Consider the following 20,374-nt stretch of genomic DNA (forward strand, 5'->3'; position numbering starts at 1 on the left):
AAGTAAGAGATATAATTTTAAAGGCATAGTAATGTAAAATTTACTAAAAAATAAGAAATTTATTTTAATATGGAGGAACAAGAAATGGTATCAGCAGGTGATTTTAGAAAAGGTGTTACATTTGAAAAAGATGGACAACCATGTTTAGTAGTTGATTTTCAACACGTTAAGCCAGGTAAAGGAGCTGCTTTCGTTAGAACTAAATACAGAAACTTAAAAACAGGAGCTATAAGAGAAGAAAGTTTCAATCCAAGTGAAAAATTCCCTAAAGCTGTTATAGATACAAGACAAATGCAATATCTATACAATGATGGTGAGTTATATTATTTTATGGACCAAGAAAATTTTGAACAAATACCATTAAACTATGAGCAAGTTGAAGATGCAATTAAGTTCTTAAAAGAGAATGAAGTTGCTACAATAAGATTTTATCAAGGGCAACCATTCCAAGTGGAAGCTCCAAACTTTGCAGAGTTAGAAGTTATAGATACAGAGCCTGGTATAAAAGGTGATACAGCAAGTAATGTAACTAAAGCAGCTACAGTTGAAACTGGAGCAGTTGTTCAAGTTCCATTATTTATAAATACTGGAGATAAAGTAAAGATAGATACGAGAACAGGTGAATATTTATCAAGAGTATAAAACTTTATGTATATAAAAGCTTATATGTCTTAATAATATAAGATATATGAGCTTTTAGTTTATATATAAAAAAGAAAGCGAGGGGTGTTACATGAAACATTTATATGAAGAAGTTGCATACTTAAAAGGCCTAGCAGAAGGACTAGAAATAAGTGCTGAAAGCAAAGAAGGGAAAATGATACATAAAATAGTTGATGCATTAGAAGTATTTGCAGATGCTATTGTAACATTGGATGAAGAGCAAGAAGAACTTCAAGATTTTGTTGAATCTATAGATGAAGATTTAGCAGATTTAGAAGAAGAAATCGCTGACATGGAAGATGATCTTTATGAAGACGATGAAGATGATGACGATGAGGACTTCAGCTATATAGAAATGGAATGCCCAAATTGTGGAGAGTTAGTAGAAATAGACGAAGATTTATTATATGATGATGAAGTGGATGTTGTTTGTCCTGATTGTAAGGCTGTAATATTATCATCAGAAGATGATTGTGATGATGATTGTGCATGTGGTGGTTGTTCAAGTTGTGATGATAGAGAGTAAAAATTCATAAGAAATAAAACTGCCTATGATGCCTATGAGATAATTTTGTTTCATAGGTAGTTTTATTTTTATGAGGAAGGGTATTGTGTATTTTGGTTTTGCAATACTTGGACAAAAATAGTACACTAGAATTTATAGAATAGGATTTTGGAGGGATGTAGTTATGAAAATAAGTAAAAAATTACTAGATAATATACAAAGATTTGAAAATGTTATAAATTATAAATTTAAAAATAAAGAATATATACTAGAAGCTCTTACTCATAGTTCATATTCTAATGAAAATAAAAAATATAATTTTAACGAAAGATTGGAGTTTTTAGGGGATTCAGTTTTAGGTATAGTGATAAGTGATTATTTATTCAATGAAGAAACTAATCTACCCGAAGGGGAACTAACTAAACTTAGAGCAAATATAGTTTGTGAAGATTCATTGAGTGAAGTAGCTAATGATATAAATTTAGGTGTTCACATGTTATTAGGCAGAGGAGAAGAGGCAACTGGAGGAAGACATAGAACTTCAATACTAGCAGACGCATTTGAAGCTGTAATAGCTGCGATATATCTTGATGGAGGCTTTGAAAGTGCAAGACAGTTTATACTGAATTATATGGAAAATATAATTTATGATTCAAGAAAAGGAAATATATTCAGAGACTATAAAACACATCTTCAAGAAGTGTTACAAGGGAATGGCGAAAATAATATTTGGTACAGGCTTATAGAAGAAAAAGGGCCAGACCATAATAAAAGATTTGTAATGGAAGTTGGAATCAATGAAGATGTTCTGGGTATAGGAGAAGGTAAGAGTAAAAAAGAAGCTGAACAATTAGCTGCTAAAGTAGCTTTAAAGAAAAAATTATGGGAAAAATAAATGTAATATGTAAAAATATAAAAAGAAATATTTATATTAGAAGGATGTTGTAGATGAAAAAGAGAATTATACCTATATTTGTTCCTCACAAAGGGTGTCCTCATGATTGTATATTTTGTAATCAAAAAAAAATAACAGGTGTGAGTACTGATGTTACAAGTGAAGATGCAAGAAAGATAATTGAAGAATGTTTAGAGACTATAGATAAAGATGCTGATGTAGAAATAGCATTTTTTGGTGGTAGCTTTACTGCGATAGATATTGATATACAAAAAAGTCTGTTATCAGTTGCCAAAGAATATGTAGAAAAAGGAATTGTGAAAGATATTAGAATGTCTACAAGACCAGACTGTATCAACGAAGAGATACTAAGTATGTTAAAAGACTATAAAACGAGCATAATTGAATTAGGAGTACAATCCTTAGATGAAAAAGTATTATTAGATAGTATAAGAGGTCATCAAGCAGAAATTGTATATAAGAGTTCAAAAATGATAAAAAATAGTGGAATTAAACTTGGTTTGCAGATGATGGTTGGTCTTCCAGCTGATACAGAAGAAAAATGTATATTTACAGCAAAGAAATTTGTAGAGCTAAAACCAGATTGTGTTAGAGTGTATCCAACTTTAGTAGTAAAAGATACAGGGCTTGAAAAATTGATGGAGCAAAATGAGTATAGTCCATTTACTCTTGATGAAAGTATAAATGTAGTAAAGAAAGTTCTTGTATTGTTTTATGTTAATAATATAAATGTAATAAGAGTTGGACTTCAAGCTACTGATGATATACAAATTGGGAAAGCTGTTTTAGCAGGACCATATCACCCTGCATTTAGAGAATTAGTAGAAGCTGATATGATAAAAGATTATTTGGAATTTATTATTTTACAAAATAAAGATGTAAAACAAATGTTGGTGAAATCAAATAAAAAGAATATTTCTAAGATAATAGGAAATAAAAAAACAAATGTGAAGTATATGAAAGAAAAATTTGGTGTGATTTTAAAAACACAAGAATCAGATTTAGATATAAATCAATTAGAAATTGTGTTAGATGGAAAAAGTTTAATTATTGCTAATATGATAGACATTCATAGAAAATTGTATGACATTTATGACCTTTAGTTTTAACGATGAAGGGAGAGAAACGATTTGTATTTAAAGAGACTAGAGTTAAAGGGATTTAAATCCTTTCCAGTGAAAACAGATATTATTTTTAAAGAAGGAATAACAGCTATAGTAGGGCCAAATGGAAGTGGAAAAAGTAATATATCTGATGCTGTAAGATGGGTATTAGGAGAACAGAGTATTAAGAGTCTTAGAGGGGATAAACTTGAAGACGTGATATTTGCAGGTACAGATACAAAAAAACCTATGAATTACTGTGAAGTTGCTCTTACCATTGATAATTCTGAGAATCAATTGGAATTAGATTTTACAGAAGTAACTATAAGAAGAAGAGCTTATAGAAATGGTGAAAGTGAGTTTTTTCTGAACAATAAGAGCTGTAGATTAAAAGATATAAAAGAAGTCTTTTTAGATACTGGTATTGGAAAAGATGGTTATTCAATCATAGAACAAGGAAAAGTAGACGAAATATTAAGTAATAATCCTTTAAGTAGAAGGAAAGTTTTTGATGAAGCATGTGGTATATCAAAGTATAGATATAAAAAGCAGGAAGCAGAAAGAAATTTAAGTAATACAAAAGAGAACTTAGAAAGAATAGATGATGTATATATAGAAATTGAAAATCAATTAAAACCTCTTTTTAATCAACAAACAAAAGCAAAAAAGTATTTGGAAATAAGTGAGAAGTTGAAGATATTAGAAGTAAATAGCTTTATAAGAGAAATCGAAGGAACAGAAAAAGAATTAAGTGAGGTTAATGAGCATAGAAAAGTTATTGAAAAAGAACTTAATGAAAAAGAAGAACAAAAAAGTATTGTAGAGAAAAAACAAGAAGACATCAATAAAGAGATAGATGTATTACAAGATGTAATTGAAAAGTCTGTAGATTATATAAACTCGATTAAAGGGGTTATATCAAAAAAAGAATCTCAAATAAATTTAATTAAAGAAAGAATAAGAAATTTCACGAATGAAATTCATAGAAAAAGTTCAGAAATAAATGATATAAAAGAAAAGCTAAATGAAAATAAGCAATACATAAAAGACTTAGAAAGTAATAAATCATCAGGAAATGAAGAACTATCTATTTTACAAGAAAATATAAAAGTGTTGGAGTCTAGTAAAGATAAACAAAAAATGAAATTGGAATCTTTAAATAATGATATAGAGTTGTTGAAAGAAAGTATAATAGATATATTAAATAAGAAACAAGAGTTTAGTAATAAGTTGTCTACCTTAAATGCAAATAAAGAAAATATGAATATAAGAGATGAAAATATAAGCTCAGAAATAGCAGAATTAAATAAGAGTATTGAAATAAAGTCTCTTGAATTAGACAACATAAGTGAAGAATTTAATATGCAAAATGATGATTTAAAGAATATAAATAATAGAAATAGGGAATTAGCAACTAATTTACAAGATACAATTAGTAAATACAACGAGCTAGAAGATGAAATACAGAAAAGTAAATATAATCTAAATGGATATAATTCAAAATTAAATGTCTATGTAGATATGGAAAATCATTATGAGGGATTTAATAGAGGTGTAAAAGAAGTCCTAAAAAATAAAAGTTTAAAAGGCATTCATGGAGCACTAGGTCAAATTATAAATGTACCTGAACAATATGAGAAATCTATAGAAGCAGCTTTGGGTGCATATATGCAGAATATAATAACTGATGATGAATTTAGTGCTAAATCTGCAATAAATTATTTAAAGCAGAATAATTTAGGTAGAGTAACCTTTCTTCCATTAAATATAATTAAATCAAACAAAATAAGTTTAGGAAATTTAAAAGCAAATACTAAATTTATAGGAATAGCAAGTGATTTAATTACATTTAATGAAAAGTATAGAAATATAATTGAGAATATACTTGGAAGAACTATACTTATAAATAATATAGATGAAGGTATAAAATTTGCAAAAGAAACTGGTCATAGATTTAAAATAGTGACTTTAGATGGTGAAATATTAAATCCAGGAGGTTCTTTGACTGGAGGAAGTTTAAAAACTAATGGTAATATACTATCTAGAAAAAGATACATCAATGAATATACAGAAAAGATAAATAACATTAAAATTGAGATTTCAGACTTAGAATCAAAAAGAGAGTCTCTAGACAAAGATATAAAAGATATAAAAAATGAAATTAATTCGTATGAGAATAAAATAAAAGATTTAGAAAAAAGTATAATAATAAAAAGTACAAGTATAAAGAACATTGAATCTGAAATTGAATCTTTAAAAGGCAGTATTACTAAATTAGATAATGAAAAGAATGATTTGAACTCTAATTTAAATTACACACTTGAAAAAAGTGATATTGTTGAAAAAGATATGGAAGAATTAGATAATATATACAATCAAAATAAAGAAAAAATTGATAGTTTAAATGATGAAATAAAAAAATATAATGATTTATATGATAAGGAAAAGTCCCAATTTGATGAATTAAACTTAACCTTAGTAAAGAAAAGAGAAGTTTATAATAGTATAGTCAGAGATATAGAAAGAATAATTGGCGAAAATTCTGAGCTAGAAGAAAAAAATAAACAATTAGAAAAATCATTGAACTATGAAGAACAAGAAATAATTAAATTGCAAGATTCTATATCTATTGAAGAAAAAGAAAAAGAAAACCTAACAAAACAATTAGGAGATAGTAACAGAAATCTTGAAACTAGAAAAATAGCTAAAGATGATTTGAAAAATAGTTTTGATGAAATCAATAAAGAATTAAAAGCTATAGATAGACAACATATAGAACTTAAAGAAAGTTTATTTAAGGTTGGTGGAAGATTAGAAAGATTAAAGACTAGTCAAGACACATATGTAAATAAGTTATTTGAGCAATATGAGCTGACTTTAGTACAAGCATTAGAAATAAAAGATGAAAATTTAGATATAGATAGAAAATTCTTAGAAAATTTAAAGAGAGAAATAAGAAGTCTTGGAAATATAAATATAGATTCTATAAAGGAATATGAAGAAATAAAAGAAAGATACGATTTTTATAGTGAACAAAAACAAGATTTAGAAGAATCTATGGAAGAGATAGAAAAACTTATACATACATTAGAAGAAAATATGAAATCTGAATTTGAGATTAAATTTGAAGAAATAAGTAAAAACTTTAAGTATGTGTATAAGAGATTATTTGGTGGAGGTTGTGGAGAATTAACTATTTTAGATAAAGAAAATTTATTAGAAAGTGATATACTAATAACAGCCCAACCACCAGGTAAAAAAATGAAAAATCTAAATCTATTGTCTGGTGGAGAAAAAGCTTTAACAGCAATAAGTATACTCTTTGCTATATTAATTACAAAACCAACACCTTTTTGTATATTAGATGAGATTGAAGCACCACTTGATGATGCAAACATATTTAGATTTGGAGAGTTTTTGAAGGATTTATCTAAAGAAACACAATTTATATCGGTAACACATAGAAGAGGGACTATGGAAGCTGCTGATTATATTTATGGAGTTACTATGCAAGAAAAAGCCATTTCAAAAGTTATTAGCTTAAAATTAAAAGAAGCTCAAGAAATAACAGATATTATATAACTTAGATTGACATAGGAGGAAGAACAGTGTTAAAAAAATTATTTGGTTTTGGAAAAGACAAAGAAAAGGAACTGGAAAAAAAGGATGCTGAGCCAGAAGAAGAAATAGAAAGTAGTATTGATAACCTAGAAAATGTAGAAGAAACTATTTTTTCAGGCCTTGAAGAAGAAGTTATAGATAAAATAGAAGATATTGAAGAAAAAACTGAAGAAGATGCCACTAATGAAAGTACTGAACAAGATGAAAAAGTAGAAGGCCAGTTAAAAATTAATGAACAAGATGTAGAAACTATTTTAAGTGATGATTCTAAAGAAGATAAAATAGAAGAATTAGAAAGCCATAATGATGAAACTGAATCTGAAGAGATGGAAGATAAAGAAGAAAAAAAGATTAACTTGTTTGAAAGGTTAAAACAAGGATTAACAAAAGCAAAGCAAGGAATAACTGATAGAATAGATGAGGTTTTAAAATCATATACAAAAGTAGATGAAGATTTACTTGAGGATTTAGAGGAAATTTTAATAACAGCAGATGTTGGTGTAAATACAACTATGGATATAATTGAAAAACTAAGAGATAAAATAAAGCAAAAAGGTATTACAGAGCCTATGAAAGTAAGAGAAGAGCTTAAATCTATAGTAGAAGAGATTCTTACAAATGAAAACTCTATATTAGATATAGAGCCAGCACCATGTATAATTCTAATGGTTGGTGTAAATGGAGTTGGCAAAACTACTACAATAGGTAAACTAGCAAATAAATACAAAAAAGATGGTAAAAAGGTTTTATTAGCAGCAGCAGATACATTTAGAGCAGCAGCTACAGAGCAATTGGAAATTTGGGCAAATAGAACGAATGTAGATATAATAAAGCATCAAGAAGGAGCAGACCCTGGAGCAGTAGTATTTGATGCTATAAAGGCAGCCAAGGCTAGAAAAACAGATGTATTAATATGTGATACAGCGGGAAGATTACACAATAAAGCTAATCTTATGAATGAGCTTGGAAAAGTATTTAAAATAGTAGATAGAGAATTTCCAGAGGCAAAACGTGAAGTACTTCTTGTAGTAGATGCAACAACAGGTCAAAATGCAGTCGTTCAAGCAAAGACATTTAAAGAAGTTGCAGACATAACAGGTATAGTGCTTACAAAACTTGATGGGACTGCAAAAGGTGGAGTAGTACTTGCAGTAAAATCAGAAGTAGATGTACCTGTAAAACTTATTGGAGTTGGAGAAAGAGTAGAAGACCTGCAAGATTTTGATGCAAAATCATTTTCAGATGCATTATTTGGTAACTAGTATTCTTTTAAAAATAATGGTTGACAAGAGTGTTTATATGATATAAAATACAATAGTGTAAAGTAGATAACCTTTACAGTATACTGCTAGGAAGTGTAAGATATGAATATAGAAAAAATGGTCGAAATTGGATTGTTATTTGAACAATATAAAGAATTATTAACTGACAAGCAGAAAGAAATAGTAGCTCTATACTATGAAGAAGATTATTCTTTAGGTGAAATTAGTGAAAATCTGAATGTATCAAGACAAGGTGTGTATGATACTTTGAAGCGTTCAGAAAAAATACTAAGAGATTATGAAGAAAAATTACACTTAGTATCTAAGATTCAGGAGCAGGAAAAAAATATTAAAATTATAAAAGATAAAATTATTGACATTAAAGAAGATTTATTGCACAATAGAGATTGTGCTAATTTAATCCCTAAGCTAGAAAATATAGAAGATGTATGTAGGGAGATGATAAAATGATATTTGAAGGATTGTCTGATAAACTACAAGGGGCATTTAGTAAGTTAAAATCAAAAGGAAAACTTACAGAAGTAGATGTAAAAAATGCTATGAGAGAAGTTAAACTTGCTCTTCTTGAAGCAGATGTTAACTTTAAAGTAGTTAAAGATTTCATAAAAAAAGTTCAAGAAAGATGTGTTGGACAAGAAGTTATGCAAAGCTTAACTCCAGCTCAGCATGTAATTAAAATTGTAAATGAAGAACTTACAAGTTTAATGGGAGATGTACAAAGTAAAGTAATGATTTCCTCAAAACCTCCTACAATTTTGATGATGGTTGGACTGCAAGGAGCAGGTAAAACTACTACAGCAGGAAAGCTGGGAGGATATTTTAAAAAGCAAGGCAAGAAACCTTTATTAGTAGCTTGTGATATTTATAGACCAGCAGCAATAAAGCAACTTCAAGTTGTTGGGGAAAAATTGGATATACCTGTATTTAATATGGGAGATAAAGAAAATCCTGTAAATATTGCAAAGGCAGGTTTAAGCCATGCAATTAAAAATGCTAATGATTTAGTTATTATAGATACAGCTGGTAGACTTCACATAGATGAAGTGCTTATGGATGAATTAAAATCAATTAAGTCAGAAGTTAAACCACATGAAATACTTTTGGTTGTAGATTCTATGACAGGACAAGATGCTGTAAATGTTGCAGAAAGTTTCAATGAAGCTCTTGGTGTTGATGGAGTAGTCTTAACTAAATTGGATGGAGATACTAGAGGTGGTGCTGCACTTTCAATAAGAGCAGTTACACAAAAACCTATAAAATTTATGGGTATGGGAGAAAAACTAGATGATATAGAGCCTTTCCACCCAGATAGAATGGCATCAAGAATACTAGGTATGGGAGATGTCTTAAGTTTAATAGAAAAAGCACAAGAAAATATAGATTTAGAGAAAGCCAAAGAATTAGAACAAAAAATAAAAAAACAAGAACTTGATTTTGAGGATTTCTTACAACAAATGGAACAAATACAAAATATGGGACCTCTTGACAAGATAATTGGTATGATACCTGGTATGGGAAATGTAAAAGACCAACTTGGAGATGTAGATTTGAATGGCAAGGAAATGAATAGAACTAAAGCCATAATTCAATCAATGACTACATATGAGAGAAGAAACCCAGGAGTATTAAACGCTTCTAGAAAGAAAAGAATAGCTAGAGGTAGTGGAACTAGTGTACAAGATGTAAATAGACTTATAAAACAACTTAATGAAATGAAAAAAATGATGAAGATGTTTGCTGGTTCGCAAAAAAGTATGAAGAAAAGGGGCGGCTTAGGCGGTTTACCTTTTTTTAAATAAAATATAAAAAAAGTAAAAATTATTCGGAGGTGACTGTAATGGCAGTTAAAATAAGATTAAAAAGAATGGGAGCTAATAAAAAACCTTTCTACAGAATAGTAGTAGCTGATTCAAGAGCTCCAAGAGATGGAAAATTTATAGAAGAAATAGGATACTATAATCCAGTTTCTGAACCTAAACAAGTAAAAATAAATGATGAAAAAGCTATAAAATGGTTAACTACTGGTGCTCAACCAACAGAAGTAGTTAAAAAATTACTTGTGAAAAATGGAGTAATAGAAAAATTCGAAGCTTCTAAACAAGCAAAATAATTTTTCTTAGCAATTAGTTTAAGTAAATACTCATTGCTGAGGTTACTTTAGGAGATGAAATATATGAAAGAGCTAGTTGTAGATATAGCTAAGGCTCTAGTTGATAATCCTGATTCAGTTGTCGTTGAGGAATTTGAAGATAATGGCGGTATAGTCTTAAAACTTACAGTTGCTCAAGATGATATGGGTAAGGTTATTGGGAAGCAGGGAAGAATAGCTAAAGCTATAAGAACTGTCGTAAGATCTGTTGCAAATAGAGAAAATGTAAAAGTTTCTCTTGAGATAGTGTAAATAGGAGGATTAGGTATAATACCTAGTCCTTTTTATATAATTATATGTAGTTTTAAGAATTTATGATGATATGAGTATATAAGATTAAATTTTTTAAGAAGGTGATAACATGAAAGAAAAAGTAACTCATTTTAAGATAGGTCAAATAGTAAATACACAAGGTCTAAAAGGTGAGGTAAGAGTTTATCCACTTACTGATGATATAGATAGATTTGATGAATTGAAAGATTTTTATCTAGGAAAAGATTTAAATAATAAGTGGATTGTTGAAAAGGTAAGATACAAAGGTTCTATGGTTATAATGAAGATAAAGGATATAGATAGTATAGAAAAAGCAGAAAAACTAAAAAATAAATTTATGTACGTGTCTAGGGAAGATAGTAGAGAACTTGAAGAAGGCGAATTTTTTATAGCAGATATGATTGGTATGGAAGTTTTAACTGTAGACGGAAAATATGTAGGAGTGTTAGAAGATGTACTTCAATACTCTGCAAATGATGTTTATGTAATAAAAGGTGAAGAGGATAAAGAATTCATGATACCAGCTATAAAAAAATTTGTACCTACAATAGACATTGATGACAGAAAAATGATTATAGACCCTATTAAGGGAATGATAGATTAGGTGGCAATATGAGATTTCATATAATGACGCTTTTTCCAGAAATATTTAATTCATATATGAATGAGAGTATAATGAAAAGAGCAGTTGAAAAAGGTGTAATTGAAGTTCATATATATAATATAAGAGATTTTTCTGATAATAAACATAAAAAAGTAGACGATTATCCATTTGGAGGAGGAGCTGGTATGGTAATGACTCCTCAACCGATATATGACACGTATAAGCATATAATAACAACTCATAATATAAATAATCCAAGAGTAATTTATCTAACTCCAAAAGGAAAGGTATACAACCAATCTATAGTGAAGCAAATGTCTATCAAAGAGGATATAATACTGCTATGTGGTCATTATGAAGGTATAGATGAAAGAATAATCGATTTAATTGTAACTGATGAAATTTCAATTGGAGATTATGTACTAACTGGAGGGGAACTTCCAGCACTTATAATGATAGATTCTATATCAAGACTAATACCAGGTGTATTAAATCAAGATGAATCTTTTGAAGAAGAATCATTTAAAGATAATTTGTTAGAGTATCCTCATTACACTAGACCTAGAGATTTTGAAGGATTAAAAGTACCAGAAGTGCTTTTATCAGGTAATCATAAAAAGATAGATGAGTGGAGAAAAGAAGAATCTATAAGAATAACTAAAGAAAGACGATTAGACTTATATAGAAAATCTAAATAAAAATAAAAATACAAGAAGTAATCAATATACATGTATACAATAAAGTACCTATAAATGGAATTAAAAACGTAAAAGTGCTTGTAATAACTATTGAAGTATAGTATAATATAAAATGTTGAAAATACGGGCGTTCCTCTGTTTACACTGGTCGGGTAGTTAAGAACGTCTATGATATTTAGGAGGAAGAAAGATGAATGAAATGCTAAGAGCAATTGAGCAAGAACAATTAAAAAATGAAGTTCCTAATTTTGGACCTGGGGACACAGTTAAAGTACACGTTAGAATTATAGAAGGAAAAAGAGAAAGAATACAAGTATTCGAAGGTGTAGTATTAAAGAGACAAGGTGGAGGAGCAAGAGAAACTTTCACAGTTAGAAAAATGTCTTTCAATGTTGGTGTAGAAAGAACTTTCCCAGTTCACTCTCCAAAAATAGAAAAAATAGAAGTTACTAGAAAAGGTAAAGTAAGAAGAGCTAAACTAAACTACTTAAGAGGTAGAGTAGGTAAAGCTGCTAAGATAAAAGAAGCTAGAAATAGATAATTAAAAACTTTACTTATAAATGGGGGGCTGATTTATCAGTCCTCTTTCTATTTTAATGAAAATTATAGTCAATAATTATATCAGAAATAAATAGAACTATTTGTTGAAATATACATTATTTATTTATGAATTTATAACTTTTAAAATGAAAAATAAAATTGATAAATATTGAATTATATTTTGAAATAATATTAAAATAAGAAGAGAATATTATGTAAAGTATGATGTTAAAAGCATGACAATACAGTGATTTAAATAAATTTATTTTTTAATTATAATTAAGGAATAGTAATATAATATTTTAAAGGAGTGATATATATGTCAAATGAATATGAAGAGTATCTTATGGATGACAATCTACATATAAACTGGTATCCAGGTCATATGAAAAAAACTAAGGAGTTAGTGAAAAACAATTTAAAATTGATTGATGTAGTTATTGAACTATTAGATGCCAGAATACCATTTAGTAGTAAAAATCCAGATATAGATAAGCTTGTAGGAGATAAACCAAGGGTAGTTGTACTTAATAAAAGTGACATGGCAGATAGAGATAAATTAAATCAATGGGTAGAGTACTATAAAAAAATTAACATAAAAGCTATACCAGTTGATACAATAAAAGGAATTGGTATAAATAAGATAATAGAAGAATGTAAGAATGTAACTAGAGAAAAAATGGACAATTTAAAAGATAAAGGTAGAAAAGAAAGAGCTATACGAATAATGATAGTTGGGGTCCCAAATGTTGGTAAATCATCTCTTATAAATAAATTAACAGGTAGAAAAAGTACTCAAACAGGAGACAAGCCAGGAGTAACTAAAGGGAAGCAATGGGTTAGGTTAAAAGGGAATCTTGAACTTTTGGATACACCTGGAATACTTTGGCCTAAGTTTGAAGACCAAGAAGTCGCTCTAAACTTAGCCTTTAGTAGAGCTATAAAGGATGAAATTTTGGATACTGAGACTTTAGCTTTAAGACTTATAGAGAAACTTATGAAGATAGCACCTGAGAATCTGAAAGCTAGATATAAATTGGAATCTCTAGGAGAAACTCCAATTGAAACTATGGATATGATTGGTCATAAGAGAGGATTCATAACAGGAAAAAAAGAGCTTGATTATGCACGTATAGCTACAACCGTTTTAAATGAGTTTAGAGATGGAAAAATAGGGAATATAACATTAGAAATACCAGAGAATGTTAAAAGATAGATTTTAAAGCCAGGTTAAAAAATTTAACATTATAAAATAAAAAAAACCTTTTCCTTAAGGTTTTTTTTATTTTTTTAAAATATAGACAAATATTGTCATATGAAAGTATAAATTAGATTAGAAAACCTTTAAAAATATTAATTTAAGACAAATATACCTAATTTTTTGAAAATTAAAATGAATGTGATTATTTCAAATTTTGGTATATTGACTTGCTTGTTTCGTATAATATATAATAAGCACAAATCAATACAATATATTAAAAATTTAATTTATTTAATTTTATTAATTTAATAATAACTTCTTATTGTTTTAATTAATTTATTTATGCAAGCGTAAACAATTGAGGCATTTTATTAATTTAATAAGGTTAAAAAGGGGGATTTTATAATGGGTAAGACCAAGGATATGATAGTATTTGGATTTGCATTATTCGCAATGTTCTTTGGAGCAGGTAACTTAATATTTCCACCATATTTGGGAATAATTACAGGTCCAGAATGGTTAATTGCCTTCTTAGGATTTACATTTGCCGATGCTGGTTTGGCACTTCTAGCAGTAATGGCTACAGCTAAATTTGATGGAAACGTAATTGAGATGTTTAAAAGATGTGGTATGAAATTAGGGATTCTTATAGGTTGTGCAGATATTTTATGTATAGGACCATTCCTAGCTATACCAAGAACAGGTGCAACAACTTATGAAATGGGTATGATGCCTCTATTTGGAACTTCGATTCCAGTGTTATTATTCTGTGTAGTTTATTTCGCGATATCATATGTATTAACAATAAGACCTTCTAAGGTCGTAGATATAGTTGGACAATTTTTAACTCCAGCTCTTCTAATAGCTTTAGCATTTATAATTATAAAAGGTGTTGTATCTCCACTTGGAGAGATAATCGATAAACCTATGATACCTAATGTATTTGCAGAAGGTATAGGTCAAGGATATCAGACGATGGATGCCTTTGCAGCAATAGCACTTGCATCAGTGTTGATAGTATCTCTAAATGAAAAAGGATATACTTCTATTAGTGAGAAGTTAAAGATGATTGGTAAAGCAGGTGTCCTTGCTTGTGGAGGTCTAGCTCTAGTTTATGGAGGGTTATGTTTCCTTGGAGCAACTGTATCAACAATGTATGGAACAGATGCAGTGCAATCGCAAGTAATAGTAAATATAACACAAGGATTACTTGGTAATGTTGGGAAAGCGATTTTAGCAATAGTAGTATCATTAGCATGTTTAACTACATCTATAGGTCTTACATCTGCTACAGGACAATATTTCTCTAGACTTACAAAAGGAAAATTAAGTTATGAAAAAATAGTTTTAGCTGTATCTGTATTCAGTGCAGTAGTAGCATCTTTTGGTGTTGGGACTATAATAAAGATAGCATCACCTATATTAAGTATAGTTTATCCACCATCAATTGTTTTAATAATTTTAGCATTCTTCAATGAAAAAATTAAGAATGACAATGTATACAAAGGAGCAGTATATATGTCACTGCTTGTAAGTATATTAACAGTTATATCTACTTATGGAGTAAATGTTCCAATAGTAAATTCTTTACCACTTGCTTCATTAGGATTTAACTGGGTGGTTCCAGTTATAATAGCTGGAATAATTGGTAACTTTATACCATCAAAGAGTCAATCTAATACACTTGGAACAAATTAAACTTTATTCAGTTAAAATGTAATTACTTTTAAATAAAAGAGTTATCTATAATAAATGAAATTATTTATATAGATAACTCCTTTTATTTTTTGTTTCTATACTAATTATTTGTTTTTAGAATATAAGAAATATAAGAAATATGAGAAAATATTGGAAAAAATATATAGTTTATTTTTTAACAATATTAGATGTTAAAAAAAGAACTTTGGAGTAATTTTATAAGTTTAGTTATAAGTATTAACTGATTTTTACAAAGATATTATATAAATAAAATTATAACAATAATAAAATAATAAAATAAAATTTAAGGCGTTTGCATATATAAATCAATTAAGCAAAGTACTAAATTGTTTTTATATAGATATATATTAAGAATTTTTAGTTAATTTTGAAATATAAGTATGTCGACGTGGATACAAGCAACTGCAAAGTTTAAGTAAGTTGGGAGTTAGAAAATAATTACAATGAAGAAAAGTAAGCTTGCAAATCATAATAAGGAATTTTCAGAAAAAACGATTTCAGAGATGGAAAAGAAGTGAAAAATCTATGAATGTAGAACAATAATTTAGTAAAATTAGAAATCGATTTAGCAAAATAAATACAAAATACTACAAGAATTAACGTAAATAAGAGTTATGATAAAAGGAAAACGATTTTCTGAATATCATAATTTTGAAAATTTAAAAAATTAAAAATCATATTGACGTCTTTTTTTTAGAATTATATAATAAACACAAAATATTTAAAATTTAAATTAAATTATTTAAATTGAATTAAAAAAATTATATGTAATATAGAAGGAGGGATATACACTACCATACAAAACAAGTTAAATCAAGAATAGTTCAAATGATGTTAAAATTAAGAATATTCAAAAAAGTGAGAACTTTTAATTTTGTCAAGAAAATTTAGAGAAAAAATAAAAAACCAATCATGTTTAAAGTATACAGGTTGATTTTATTTAATTAAGAAAGTTGTATTAAATATTGCGAAGATTTTATAAATTATGAAACATAATTGACAAGTTTAAGTCAAAAATGTATAATTAAATAAAATCTCGTCAAAAGGTTTTCATTTAAGAAGAGATTGGACTTATTTTTTAGTAAAATGTAGTAAAAAAGCAGTAAAGTAGTAAAATTCAAAATGGGGGTGCTTTAAATGGGTGAGAAACAAATCAAGTTTAAAGATGTAATTGTAATTGGATTTGCACTATTTGCAATGTTTTTTGGTGCTGGGAACTTAATATTCCCTCCATATCTAGGAGTTTTATCCGGAAGTAGCTGGTTAGTAGCTTTCATAGGATTCCTTTTCGCAGATGGTGGTTTGGCATTATTAGCAGTTATAGCAGCAACTAAGTTTAATGGAGATACATCAAAGATGTTCTCAAGAGCAGGTAAAGGATTAAGTGTTGCATTAGGATGTGCAATGGTAATCTGTATAGGGCCACTTTTGGCAATACCTAGAACAGCAGCAACAACTTATGAAATGGGTATATTACCTACAATAGGTTCAGGAATAAGCCCAGTAATATTCTCTATAGTATTCTTTGCTATAGTATTACTTCTAACAATAAGACCATCAAAAGTTGTAGATATAGTTGGGTCAATATTAACTCCAGCTTTACTTATAGCTTTAGCAGTATTAATAGTTAAAGGTATCGTATCTCCATTAGGAGAAATAAGAGATAGTTCTCTAATACAAAATGTATTTGCAGAAGGTATCACTCAAGGTTATCAAACAATGGATGCACTAGCAGCTAGTGTATTTGCATCAATCATAATCATGTCAGTAATAGCTAAAGGATACACAGGTGAAAAAGAAAAGATGAAAGCTACAGTAAGTGCAGGTGTTATTGCAGTAATAGGTATGGCACTAGTTTATGGTGGTTTATGTTATCTTGGAGCAACTGTATCTCAAGCATATGGACAAGATGTTCAACAAACAGCTTTAATAGTTGCAATAACAGCATCTTTACTTGGAACTACAGGTAAAATTTTATTAGCTATTATAGTTGCGTTAGCATGTTTAACAACAGCTATAGGACTTTCTTCAGCAGCTGGTCAATATTTCTCAACACTTACAGATGGAAAATTAAAATATGAGCATATAGTTATAGTAGTTTGTGTGTTTAGTGCAATCATATCAAACTTTGGAGTAAGTACAATAATACAATTCTCTGCTCCTATATTAAGTATGGTATATCCAGCAACTATAACTCTAGTTATATTAGCATTATTTAGTAACAAAATTAAAAATGACAATGTATTCAAATGTGCTGCATATATGGCATTATTAGTAAGTGTATTAACAGTTGCAACAAGCTTTGGAGTAAACATTCCTCTAGTTAATAGCTTACCATTTGCTTCATTAGGATTTAACTGGATAGTTCCAGTTGTAATAGCAGGAATAATAGGATACTTTATTCCATCTAAAAGCAGTAAAACTGCATAGTAACAAATAATAATTGATAATTATGGAATTGCCTTTAAATTATATAGGCAATTCCTTTTTATATTTACTACAAATATGGAATGTCAATGTAAAATATCATCACATATATTTGTAAAGAAAAAATAAAGGATTTACTATTTAAGTATTTATTAATTAATGAAGGTTAAAGTGATAAAAACATAAAAAAGATAAAGTATATAAAAGTAGAATTGGACTTTTATATACTTTTTTATATTATTTTAAAGTTTTTCAAGAATGTGTTTTACAAGTTGAGAAAACTATAAGGAGTGTTATATTGAATATAAAATAGTATAATATATATTATGCTAGATAATTAATCTGAAAAAATACAAACATATAAAAAAGTTTGTTTAGAATTATAGTTAATAGGTGTATTAATTTAATACTAATTTATTGGAGGTCTAAAGATGAAGTACATAATAAAAAGAGATGGTACAAAAGAACTTTTTAGTAAAAGTAAAATTGAAGATGCTGTCTATAAGGCTAGTATAAATAGTGAAGGTGGAGTGGATAGAGATTTAGCGTATGATATATCAAGAAAAATAGATAAAGACTATAACTCTATGGAAAAGTGTTTATCTGTAGAGGAAATACAAGATATAGTTGAAGTATTGCTTATGGAATCAAATAGGAAAGATATAGCGAAACACTACATATTATATAGAGAAAGACGTTCTGAAATAAGAACCAAAGCGTGGGAGTTTGATGAATTACAAAAATCAATATGGAAAAACAAGTATAGAAATAATGGTGAGAGTTTTGATGAATGGATAAAGAGAATCTCAAATAACAGTCCAAGAATCTCAAAATTAATAAGACAAAAAAAATTTCTATTTGCTGGAAGAATTTTAGCAAATAGAGGTCTGCAGAAAGAAGGTAAAAAAGTAACATATTCTAATTGCTATGTAATAGAGCCACCAAAAGATAGTATAGAAGATATTTTCGATACTGCAAAAAAACTTGCTAGAACATTTAGCTATGGTGGAGGAGTTGGAATTGATATTTCAAAGTTAAGACCAAAAGGAGCAAAAGTGAATAATGCTGCAAAACACACAACTGGAGCAGTTTCATTTATGGAACTTTACAGCATGACAACTGGTTTGATTGGTCAAAGAGGAAGAAGAGGAGCTCTTATGATTTCTATGGATGTAAACCATCCAGAGATAGAAGAGTTTATAGATATAAAAACGGACTTAGAGAAAGTTACTAAAGCAAATATTTCTGTAAGAGTAACAGATGAATTTATGCAAGCTGTAAAAGAAAAGAAACTTTATAACTGTACTTTTGAAGTTGAAACTACTGGAGAAAAAATAGTCAAGATAGTAAATGCATATGATTTATTTACTAAATTTGTGAAAAATAACTGGGATTATGCAGAACCAGGTATTTTATTTTGGGACAAAATAAGAACATATAATTTTATGAGTGAAGACAAAAGTTTTTGCTTTTCAGGAGTGAATCCTTGTGCAGAAGAGCCACTTCCAAGTGGAGGAAGTTGTCTTCTTGGTTCAATAAACTTGTCAGAGTTTGTAATACAGCCATTTGGTGAACATGCTACCTTTGATATTAATAAACTAAAATCTTGCGTTAGAGAAGCTGTAGTAGCTTTAAATGATGTGTTAGATGAAGGATTAAACTTACATCCATTACAAGAGCAAAGGGATAGTGTACATAAATATAGACAGATAGGTCTAGGTGTAATGGGTATAGCTGACATGCTTATAAAAATGGGAATAAGATATGGTTCTGATAAATCTTTAGAATTGTGTGATTTGATTGGTAAGACTATGCTGAATGAAGCTGTAAAGCAATCAGCATTAATTGCTAAGGAATATGGAACTTTTAGTGAATATAAATATGAAAATATCTCTAAATCGGAGTTTTTTATAGAAAATTTAAATGACGATACTAAGGAAATGGTTAAAAAATATGGGCTTAGAAACTCACAACTATTAACTATACCTCCTACAGGTTCTATATCTACAATGATAGGAATTAGTGGAGGAATAGAGCCAATATTTAATCTTTCATATATAAGAAAAACTGAGAGTTTGCATGATGAAGATGTATATTATAAAGTATATACTCCAATTGTTAAGGAGTATATGGATAAAAAAGGTATTACAGATGAAGAGTGTTTACCAGATTTTTTTGTAACTGCTATGAATATAGGATATGAAGAAAGGATAAACATGCAAAAAGTATGGCAAAAGTATATTGATGCTTCTATATCATCTACAATAAATATACCTTTTGAAACTACAATTGAAGATGTTTTCAATATATATATTAAGGCATGGGAGGCTGGTCTTAAAGGTGTGACAATATTTAGAGATGGATGCAAAAGGAGTGGAATTTTAATAAATGAAAAAAAGGAAGAAAACAATAAAGAAAATAATAAAAAAGAAGATAATAAAAAAGAATGTTATAAAAATAATAAAAAAGAAAAAGATAATAAAGATGAAGAATCCAAAAAAATAGTAAATAAAAATTTTGAAGAAGATGAGAAATTTGTGTGTCCAGAGTGTGGAAGTGAAGGAATTGCACACACAGGTGGTTGTAGTATATGCTTAAAATGTGGATATAGTGGATGCAATTAAACTTTGCGTTAGCAAAAATTTAATATATTAAAACTTATATTTTTACAA

Annotated in this window: 17 protein-coding genes; all 17 read left to right on the plus strand. The window is 28.3% G+C overall.

Features of this window, described 5'->3' with window-relative positions; all coding sequences use genetic code 11:
• The first annotated feature begins 84 nt into the window (after window positions 1-84).
• The 17 genes from efp to KGF38_RS09385 all read left to right on the plus strand — a co-directional run bounded on the left by efp (window position 85) and on the right by KGF38_RS09385 (window position 20,326).
• Window positions 85-642 carry an elongation factor P gene (gene efp, locus KGF38_RS09305; protein WP_054269745.1) on the plus strand — a complete coding sequence of 186 codons (558 nt, stop codon included), beginning with the start codon at window positions 85-87 and terminating at the stop codon, window positions 640-642.
• Window positions 643-733: 91 nt separating this feature from the next.
• Window positions 734-1,189 carry a CD1247 N-terminal domain-containing protein gene (locus KGF38_RS09310; RefSeq protein ID WP_054276277.1) on the plus strand — a complete coding sequence of 152 codons (456 nt, stop codon included), beginning with the start codon at window positions 734-736 and terminating at the stop codon, window positions 1,187-1,189.
• A gap of 163 nt (window positions 1,190-1,352) precedes the next feature.
• Window positions 1,353-2,063 (plus strand): ribonuclease III, encoded by a 711-nt coding sequence (gene rnc, locus KGF38_RS09315; protein ID WP_021383953.1) that lies wholly within the window; start codon window positions 1,353-1,355, stop codon window positions 2,061-2,063.
• A 53-nt stretch (window positions 2,064-2,116) separates the two neighbouring features.
• Window positions 2,117-3,187: a radical SAM protein gene (locus KGF38_RS09320; protein WP_227832316.1), complete on the plus strand. Its 1,071-nt coding sequence runs from the start codon at window positions 2,117-2,119 to the stop codon at window positions 3,185-3,187.
• A gap of 27 nt (window positions 3,188-3,214) precedes the next feature.
• Entirely contained in the window at window positions 3,215-6,769 is a 3,555-nt protein-coding gene (smc, locus tag KGF38_RS09325; protein WP_074178885.1) for a chromosome segregation protein SMC, read from the plus strand.
• A gap of 26 nt (window positions 6,770-6,795) precedes the next feature.
• Complete coding sequence (ftsY, locus tag KGF38_RS09330) at window positions 6,796-8,070, plus strand: signal recognition particle-docking protein FtsY (RefSeq protein ID WP_074178886.1); 1,275 nt, start codon at window positions 6,796-6,798, stop codon at window positions 8,068-8,070.
• 102 nt (window positions 8,071-8,172) lie between these two features.
• Window positions 8,173-8,541 (plus strand): YlxM family DNA-binding protein, encoded by a 369-nt coding sequence (gene ylxM / locus KGF38_RS09335; protein ID WP_003419333.1) that lies wholly within the window; start codon window positions 8,173-8,175, stop codon window positions 8,539-8,541.
• Window positions 8,538-9,890 (plus strand): signal recognition particle protein, encoded by a 1,353-nt coding sequence (ffh, locus tag KGF38_RS09340; RefSeq protein ID WP_021383940.1) that lies wholly within the window; start codon window positions 8,538-8,540, stop codon window positions 9,888-9,890. Before ylxM ends, ffh begins: the two co-directional genes overlap by 4 nt.
• Window positions 9,891-9,928: 38 nt before the next feature.
• Complete coding sequence (gene rpsP / locus KGF38_RS09345; protein WP_054269750.1) at window positions 9,929-10,201, plus strand: 30S ribosomal protein S16; 273 nt, start codon at window positions 9,929-9,931, stop codon at window positions 10,199-10,201.
• Window positions 10,202-10,264: 63 nt separating this feature from the next.
• Entirely contained in the window at window positions 10,265-10,492 is a 228-nt protein-coding gene (locus KGF38_RS09350; protein ID WP_054269751.1) for a KH domain-containing protein, read from the plus strand.
• A 109-nt stretch (window positions 10,493-10,601) separates the two neighbouring features.
• Complete coding sequence (rimM, locus tag KGF38_RS09355) at window positions 10,602-11,117, plus strand: ribosome maturation factor RimM (RefSeq protein ID WP_054269752.1); 516 nt, start codon at window positions 10,602-10,604, stop codon at window positions 11,115-11,117.
• Window positions 11,118-11,125: 8 nt separating this feature from the next.
• Entirely contained in the window at window positions 11,126-11,815 is a 690-nt protein-coding gene (gene trmD / locus KGF38_RS09360; RefSeq protein ID WP_227832317.1) for a tRNA (guanosine(37)-N1)-methyltransferase TrmD, read from the plus strand.
• A 190-nt stretch (window positions 11,816-12,005) separates the two neighbouring features.
• Window positions 12,006-12,356 (plus strand): 50S ribosomal protein L19, encoded by a 351-nt coding sequence (gene rplS / locus KGF38_RS09365; protein ID WP_021383988.1) that lies wholly within the window; start codon window positions 12,006-12,008, stop codon window positions 12,354-12,356.
• Between the two features lie 318 nt (window positions 12,357-12,674).
• On the plus strand, window positions 12,675-13,571 hold the full coding sequence (ylqF, locus tag KGF38_RS09370) for a ribosome biogenesis GTPase YlqF (RefSeq protein WP_054269754.1): 897 nt from the start codon (window positions 12,675-12,677) through the stop codon (window positions 13,569-13,571).
• A gap of 390 nt (window positions 13,572-13,961) precedes the next feature.
• Window positions 13,962-15,254, plus strand: coding sequence for a branched-chain amino acid transport system II carrier protein (brnQ, locus tag KGF38_RS09375; RefSeq protein WP_074178887.1), 1,293 nt, complete (start codon window positions 13,962-13,964; stop codon window positions 15,252-15,254).
• Between the two features lie 1,158 nt (window positions 15,255-16,412).
• Complete coding sequence (brnQ, locus tag KGF38_RS09380) at window positions 16,413-17,705, plus strand: branched-chain amino acid transport system II carrier protein (protein ID WP_074178888.1); 1,293 nt, start codon at window positions 16,413-16,415, stop codon at window positions 17,703-17,705.
• 428 nt (window positions 17,706-18,133) lie between these two features.
• Window positions 18,134-20,326 carry an adenosylcobalamin-dependent ribonucleoside-diphosphate reductase gene (locus tag KGF38_RS09385; RefSeq protein ID WP_054276285.1) on the plus strand — a complete coding sequence of 731 codons (2,193 nt, stop codon included), beginning with the start codon at window positions 18,134-18,136 and terminating at the stop codon, window positions 20,324-20,326.
• Window positions 20,327-20,374: the final 48 nt, after the last annotated feature.

Origin of the sequence: Clostridioides sp. ZZV14-6387 (assembly GCF_020657835.1) — a bacterium.
Classification (GTDB): Bacteria; Bacillota; Clostridia; order Peptostreptococcales; family Peptostreptococcaceae; genus Clostridioides; species Clostridioides difficile_A.